The organism is Flavobacterium sp. GCM10023249 (assembly GCF_042653365.1).
Lineage (GTDB): Bacteria > Bacteroidota > Bacteroidia > Flavobacteriales > Flavobacteriaceae > Flavobacterium.
Genome location: NZ_JBHSHZ010000021.1, coordinates 41400 through 48786, shown reverse-complemented (window position 1 = coordinate 48786; position 7387 = coordinate 41400). Strand labels below are relative to the sequence as shown.

Here is a 7387-nt window from a genome sequence, read left to right as displayed (position 1 = left end):
TGCAATCCTGTGGGAGAGTATGTCGCCGCCTTTCTTTAAAGAATCCTCATCAGAAATGATGGGGATTTTTTGTTATAGGTGCAGCGTGTCGCCCTTCGGGCTCGATTCGCCGCATTTCTTTATAAAACCCTATTCAGTTATGAATAGGGTTTTTTATTATATATTACCCTACAAAACACACTTCCTTAAAATTACTGGTATCTAATTAGATAACTCCATCCAGGTTGTCAAATAGTTATTATTTCCCACAACCTTTTAGTTTAAAAACAATAGTTTGATAGTTTTTAACTATTAGTTTGCAGTATAAAACAAGTTTTGTTTTGTTTGGTAATTGTGAAGAAATCTCTAGCTTGATTGGAATGTATTTCTACAAGATCATTATAATTTAATTCTCTTAAAAAGTTCATTTCAAAAGTAGTAATCTGATGTTTTAAGATGATTTCTGGAGAAATTAAATCCAAACACCATTCTAAATATTTTGTATTGTTTACATGATTGACAATGTCTAAATCCGACAAAACTACCTTAAGATCCTCAATTTTTGAAATGTCAGTATGAATAGATAGTCTAGAGAACGATTTTGAAGTCGCTTTCCTGTCAGGATATTTCTCAAAATGCTCATGTGGTAAGGCTAATGACTCTGGCTTTCTTAAATGTGTATTGAATACAGCCCAATAAGTAGTTGCTCCAACGATTTTTTTCCCATCTAAGTACATTTCAATATTACGTATCGATTTATTGCCATCTAAGCTCTCAATCCAAGTCGTTACAGTAACAGTGTCCAACCATTTTGGCAAAGATTCTATTTCAATGCGAATACGGCTTAAAACCCAAGCTTGATGATGTACTTGCATATCGCTAAAACTTAGACCTCCCATAATAGAATGTTCGGCAGCAGTTAATTGAAGTAGATTACACAAGTCAACGTATTTCAAATAACCATTTGGTGCACACTGAGTGAAATTGATTTTCCAATCATGTGAATAAACTGAAGTGAAATGATTTGAAATAGGCATCTGAGTAAAGTTAAGAAATGATTTTACTACTTACATGATTGATGATAGTATCAATATCTGATTGATAATCGAACCATTCTGTATTTTCAGTCCGTTTAAACCAAGTCATCTGACGTTTGGCAAAACGACGGGTATTTTTTTTGATTTCTTCAATAGCAAATTCTAAAGTAGTATTGCCGTCTAAGAAGTCAAATAATTCTCGATAACCAACAGTTTGTAAGGCATTAAGTTTTTTATTTGGATAAACTGCTTTGGCTTCTTCCAAAAGACCTTGCTTTAACATGATATCGACCCTACGGTTAATCCTTTCATACATTTCTTCTCTATCCGCTTGTAAACCAATAACAATTGGGGTAAAATTTCGTGAATTTTTTCGTTTACCGACGAAAGATGAGTAAGGTTTTCCAGAGCCCAAACAAACTTCTAGAAAGCGTTTCATACGCTGTGGATTCTGAAGGGTTTGTGGATTTTCAGTTGAAATCTTATTGAAATAGTCAGGGTCTAATTTTTGTAATTCTGACTGAAGATAGGCAATACCTTCAATTTCGAATTTTTCATTGATTAAAGTTCTGACAGAAGTATCAATCTCTGGAAATTCATCAAAACCTTTTAAAACAGCATCGACATATAGTCCAGAACCACCGACCATGATTTGTATCGGTTGCTTTTGAAATAATTTATCTAACTTTTGCAACGCATCGTTTTCGAAATCGCCAACTGAATAGGAATCGAAAATCGAAATGTTTTGTATAAAATGATGGTGTGCAGAATCAAGTTCTTCTGGAGAAGGAACAGCAGTGCCTATAGTCATTTCTTTAAAAAACTGGCGGCTGTCACAGGAAATTATATCGCAACCAAAATGTTGAGCCAATCGGATGCTTAATGCTGTTTTTCCTATCGCTGTAGGACCTATGATAGTGATTAAATAATTCATTTTTTCAAGAGAAGAATTGGATTATCGGATTAAAATTTGACAATCTTTAGCACTCTTCTTTTATTGATATAATTCTGAATGATATTACGGGTATCCCGATTATTTTGCATCGGAATGATGATGTTTTTCAAAATTTCGATGTTATTGATCTGATAGTTTAAGTCGTAGAAACAATAGCCTTTGTATATACCATTTTCAAGTAAAACCGCACTTCTTTCGTTGATGTTTCTTCCTCTGTCAATGATAACCATACTTTGATGATTGAACTGATGATTCTCTATGAAATCCTGGACTCTTTTATTGTACTCATCTGGGCTTTCTTTTTCTATACACGCCCCAAAACATTGTTTAATATCGTACTGAAAACAATTTTTTTTAGTGTCGTAAAGGCCATTTATTTTTTGGCACAATTGGTATTTTTCAGTGATTTTAAAAAGTGCATTTTTACCTTCTTGAACGGTGGCAAAAGAAGTGATCTCTTTTTTACGACCATCTGCTTTCAAAACCTGTAACGACAAATAACCCTTTGTGTCCTTTTCAACATACAAAGCCCAAGGAAATATCGTTTTGCGTTGAGAACGATTGTAAATAGGCTTGTTGATCTTTATTTCGTCACTTTCTTTTAAAAGCGCAATCAGCTCACTTCCAGTTTCTTCATATGTGACTGTATACACTTCATGTTGTATTTTTTTGCTTTTTCGTGAAGTACCTGTAAAATGTTGATTTACCCTTTTCTTAATGTTTTTACTTTTCCCAATGTAGATTAAATCTCCTTTTTCATTATGGATGTAATAGATACCCGTTTTACTGGGTAAAGATTCAACAATATCGAGTAGTTTAGGTGAAATACCCGACTTGAGTTCTGTTTTTATGAACGTCTTTACAATAGTCTTTTCAGCATCTTTTGATAAAAGGATCTTGAATAATTTCACGGTAGCCATCGCATCTCCATTAGCACGATGTCTATCGGCCACTGGAATTCCCAATCCACGAACCAATTTGCCTAAACTATAAGAAGGTTGACCTGGAATTAGTTTTTTGGATAATTCGACTGTACAAAGAGTCGGTCTTTGAAAATGAAATCCTAAACGGCGGAATTCAGTACGTAAAATTCGGTAATCAAAAGAAGCATTGTGTGCTACAATAGTGCAATCTTCAGTAATTTCAATAATTCTTTTGGCTACTTCGTAAAACTTTGGAGCACTTCGAAGCATAGCATTATTAATCCCAGTCAGTTTGACAACAAACGGTTGAATGGGGATTTCTGGGTTCACCAAGCTGATGAATTGGTCTACGACTTCATGACCATCAAATTTATAGATGGCTATTTCGGTAATACCTTCTTCATTGTATTGACCTCCAGTGGTTTCTATGTCGAGTATACAGTAAATAATGTAATGAATTTGAATTATCTGCTTCCAAATATACTACTTCCTACGCGAATCATGGTACTTCCGCATTCAATTGCTAAAGGATAATCACCGCTCATGCCCATAGAAAGTATCTGAAAGTTTGGATTTTTAGCTTGAATCGAATCAAATACTGTTTTTAAATATTCAAATTCGTTTCTAATTTGTGATTGATCATCGGTAAAACTAGCCATTCCCATTAAGCCTACCACATTTACGTTGGTTGCTGATTCATCGTTTTGTAAGTAGTCCAAAATCTCATTTAATTCACTTTCATCCAAACCAAATTTAGTTTCTTCCTGTGCTATCGATACTTGTAAAAGGCAATTTACTTTTTTTCGCCATTTTGTACCAAGACGGTTAATTTCCTTTAAAAGTTTCAAGCTGTCCACTCCATGAATAAGTTTCACATAGGGGATCATGAATTTGATTTTATTGCTTTGAACATGACCAATCATATGCCATTCAATATCTTTAGGCATTTGTTGCCATTTTTCAGTCATCTCTTGTATTTTGTTTTCTCCGAAAATACGTTGGCCAGCATTGTAGGCTTCCATTAAATCGCTAACCGGTTTGGTTTTGGAGACTGCGACTAAAGTAACGCGTTCAGGAAGTGTGGACTTTATATTTGTAAGGTTTTCGAATATTGACATTGTTAAATCATTATTTGTTGTATTAATTCATCAATTATAAAAGGGAGTGTTATAAGAGATGTAAATAGTATTAAAGTGAATATATAATCAATTTTATGTTTCGGATTTCTTCCATATTCGGGTTCTCTTTTAAAAATCTTAAAATAAATACTTCTTATTGTTTTATTTATGATTAGAAAAAGAAGAGGCATTTGTGCTCCAAAATAACTAATGCTTTTCTGATCCCCATTTTTATTATACTCAAATATAATACCAATGCCTAACATTAAAATCGAAATTAGAAGGCACTTAATAAAATAATTATTGAATATTAATTTGTCTTTATTATATCCAAACATAAAAAGTGTGAAGCCAAATAAAAGATATAAAAGTAGGTCTAAGTCCATAATTTATTTATAAAAGCATCCTTTTTACTTGAGAAATAGTTTGAAAATGGTTAATATGACAAGTTTTTGTTTTTTACCATAAATTGAAAGGAGTTAATCTTCAATTATTCATCTACAATTCATACACCAAAAGACCACTCCTGAATTTAGGTTCAATATAGGTGCTTTTTGGTGGCATAATCAGATTATTGTCGGCCAATAATTTAATTTCACTGATATCAGACGGATATAGCATAAAACCAATTTCAAATTCGTCTTCATCAATCATTTCCTTCATATGTAATATGGCTTGTTTACCTGGAATATAATCAATTCGCTCGTCATTACGTAAATCGCCTATTCCTAATATCGGGTGCAACACTGTATCGTATAAAATTTGAGCATCTAAATTTTGAAGAATGTTTTTAGCCCGATCTTTGAATTTGTATTCCAAAGCATAAAAACGACCATCAAGATACATTCCGAATTCGTATTTATGCTTCGGTTGCCATAGTTCTCTTTTTTTATCTTTGATGATGAAATTTTCTGCAAGTAATCGAATAAAATCATCTTTTTGATGACCATTCAAATCACGTATTACACGATTGAATTCGTAAATTTTCACATTACTTTCCGCAATCAGAAAACTCATGAAATAGTTTAGATTTTTATTTCCGGTGTCTTTATCCTGTTCATACAGCATTTCAGCAGAAGCGGAACGATGATGGCCATCAGCAATATACAAATCGGGTATTTTGTCAAAATGATCTACTAACAGATTAATTTCAGTCTCGGTATCAATTTTCCAAAGTGTGTGTTTTTCTTTGTTGGTAGTTGAAAATTCGTAAATCGGACGACTTTTTTTATGAATGGCAATAAAAGTGTTGATTTCGTTACTATCAGGATAGGTAATTAAAACAGGCTCTGTGTTAAATCCGGTTTGATGTAAGTAGTCTTTGAATAGTTCAACTCTGTATTGAAGTGTATCTTCATGTTTTTTAATTACATTATTTTGATAATCTTCAATGGATGTTCCGGCAATAATTCCGGTGAATATATTGTTTTTGGTTTGGATTTCATGTAAATAAAAAATAGGTTTTTCATCTTGTATCAACACTTTTTCATTCTTGAAATCCTTATATTTCAAAGAAACTCCTTTAAAACGTTTGTCGTTTGTTATACGCTGTGCATTAACATAAGCCGGATGAATGATGTGCAGAAAGGAATACGGATTGTAATTCAACCAGGCAGCAAGCTCTGAAGAACTATAATCATCGTACATTCTGCATGTCACTAACGCTACTTTGTCATGCGCAGGTCGGACAGCTTTAAAAGGAATTATTTTGGCCATTTTTTTAGTGATTAGTAAATAGCGAATAGTAATCGACCGTTTTGTCAATCACTATTCACTAATCACTGTTTTTTTATTTTGAAAATTGTTTTGCTACTTTTTCCGCTTTTTTACTTTCAGTATAATCGTAGAAACCTTCTCCTGATTTTACGCCTAGTTTCCCAGCCATTACCATATTAACTAACAATGGGCAAGGAGCATATTTAGGATTTTTGAATCCGTCGTACATTACGTTTAAGATAGATAAGCATACATCTAAACCGATAAAATCAGCTAATTGTAATGGTCCCATCGGATGCGCCATACCTAATTTCATTACCGTATCGATTTCCTGAACACCTGCAACTCCGTTGTATAAAGTTTCGATGGATTCATTAATCATCGGCATCAAAATTCTATTCGCTACGAAACCAGGGTAATCATTTACTTCAGTTGGAACTTTTCCTAATTTTACGGATAAATCCATAATGATTTTAGTTACTTCGTCGGAAGTACTATACCCACGGATAATTTCCACTAATTTCATGATAGGCACCGGATTCATGAAGTGCATACCGATCACTCTTTCCGGATGAACTACCTGAGCAGCAATCTGAGTGATTGAAATTGAAGAAGTATTGGTCGCTAAGATTACATTGTGATCACAGATTTCACTCAATTGCTTGAAAATATTCAATTTTAAACCAACATTTTCAGTAGCAGCTTCCACGACTAAATCACAACCTACCACACCATCTTTAATATCTGTGTAAGTAATGATGTTACCGATGGTTTTGTGTTTGTCCTCTTCTGTTATGGAACCTTTGGTAACCATACGGTCAAGGTTTGCGGCTATGGTTGCCATACCTTTTTCCAAAGATTTTTCAGATATGTCTATTAATTTTACGGTAAATCCTGATTGGGCAAATGTGTGGGCAATTCCGTTACCCATAGTTCCGGCCCCGATTACAGCAATGTGTTTCATTTTAACTTATTAAATTATGTCCGTTTTCTATTAAATATTTTATTGTAGTTGAAATTACTTGTTTAGTTCCTTCAGTTATGAATTCTTTCAGATACTTGACGCCTAATTTTTTTACTTTTGCAAGAATTTTAGAAAAACTTGTAACAACTTGTTCTTTATTTTTTTCAGTTAAAGTTTCTTGTAATTGTTTTATTTCTTTTTGAATATTTTCAATTCGTATTTTATTACCTTCAATCTTATATTTTTCTAAACCCTTATCTAGATTTTCAAGATAATCATCTAAAAATAATATCTGATTATTATCTAAAGGTTTTTCTTTTTCATCCTCTAATATTTCAAATTCTGCATAGAATTCTTCTTCATAAAACTTTAATATTGGGTCATCAAAAATCGATTTAGTATTAGCATACTCATCAAGTAAATTAATCCAAAGTTTAAAATGCCCATCTAGTTCATTTGGTTTTATCGAAATTTTATAAAGATCTACATTACTCCTGTTGTAAGGTTTATAACTGATTATAAACTTTTCATTTTGATATAAATTTAAACAGAAAAAAAAGCTTGACTCTTCATCAATATCAATGAATTTAAGTAATGATTCTGGATCTTGTATTTTTATATATTTTTCTCCATGGATTGAAACATATTTTTCAAGAACTTTTAGTATTTCTATTGGTAGATCCTTCTTTTTCATT

Annotated in this window: 7 protein-coding genes; all 7 read right to left on the bottom strand. The window is 32.6% G+C overall.

Annotated features, from left to right (window positions below):
* Positions 1-284: 284 nt before the first annotated feature.
* On the bottom strand, positions 285-1016 hold the full coding sequence (locus ACFO7M_RS16020; protein ID WP_379736843.1) for an acyl-[acyl-carrier-protein] thioesterase: 732 nt from the start codon (positions 1014-1016) through the stop codon (positions 285-287).
* Between the two features lie 10 nt (positions 1017-1026).
* The gene (gene miaA, locus ACFO7M_RS16015; RefSeq protein WP_379736841.1) at positions 1027-1950 is read right to left on the bottom strand and encodes a tRNA (adenosine(37)-N6)-dimethylallyltransferase MiaA; all 924 of its coding nucleotides are present in this window, start codon (positions 1948-1950) and stop codon (positions 1027-1029) included.
* Between the two features lie 29 nt (positions 1951-1979).
* On the bottom strand, positions 1980-3341 hold the full coding sequence (locus tag ACFO7M_RS16010) for an exonuclease domain-containing protein (protein ID WP_379736845.1): 1362 nt from the start codon (positions 3339-3341) through the stop codon (positions 1980-1982).
* Between the two features lie 17 nt (positions 3342-3358).
* On the bottom strand, positions 3359-4012 hold the full coding sequence (locus ACFO7M_RS16005) for a YggS family pyridoxal phosphate-dependent enzyme (RefSeq protein WP_379713286.1): 654 nt from the start codon (positions 4010-4012) through the stop codon (positions 3359-3361).
* A gap of 498 nt (positions 4013-4510) precedes the next feature.
* Positions 4511-5728, bottom strand: coding sequence for a DUF1015 domain-containing protein (locus tag ACFO7M_RS16000; RefSeq protein WP_379736839.1), 1218 nt, complete (start codon positions 5726-5728; stop codon positions 4511-4513).
* Between the two features lie 73 nt (positions 5729-5801).
* On the bottom strand, positions 5802-6692 hold the full coding sequence (locus ACFO7M_RS15995) for a 3-hydroxyacyl-CoA dehydrogenase family protein (protein ID WP_379713282.1): 891 nt from the start codon (positions 6690-6692) through the stop codon (positions 5802-5804).
* A gap of 1 nt (position 6693) precedes the next feature.
* Positions 6694-7386 (bottom strand): hypothetical protein, encoded by a 693-nt coding sequence (locus tag ACFO7M_RS15990; RefSeq protein ID WP_379736837.1) that lies wholly within the window; start codon positions 7384-7386, stop codon positions 6694-6696.
* Between the last annotated feature and the right edge of the window lies 1 nt (position 7387).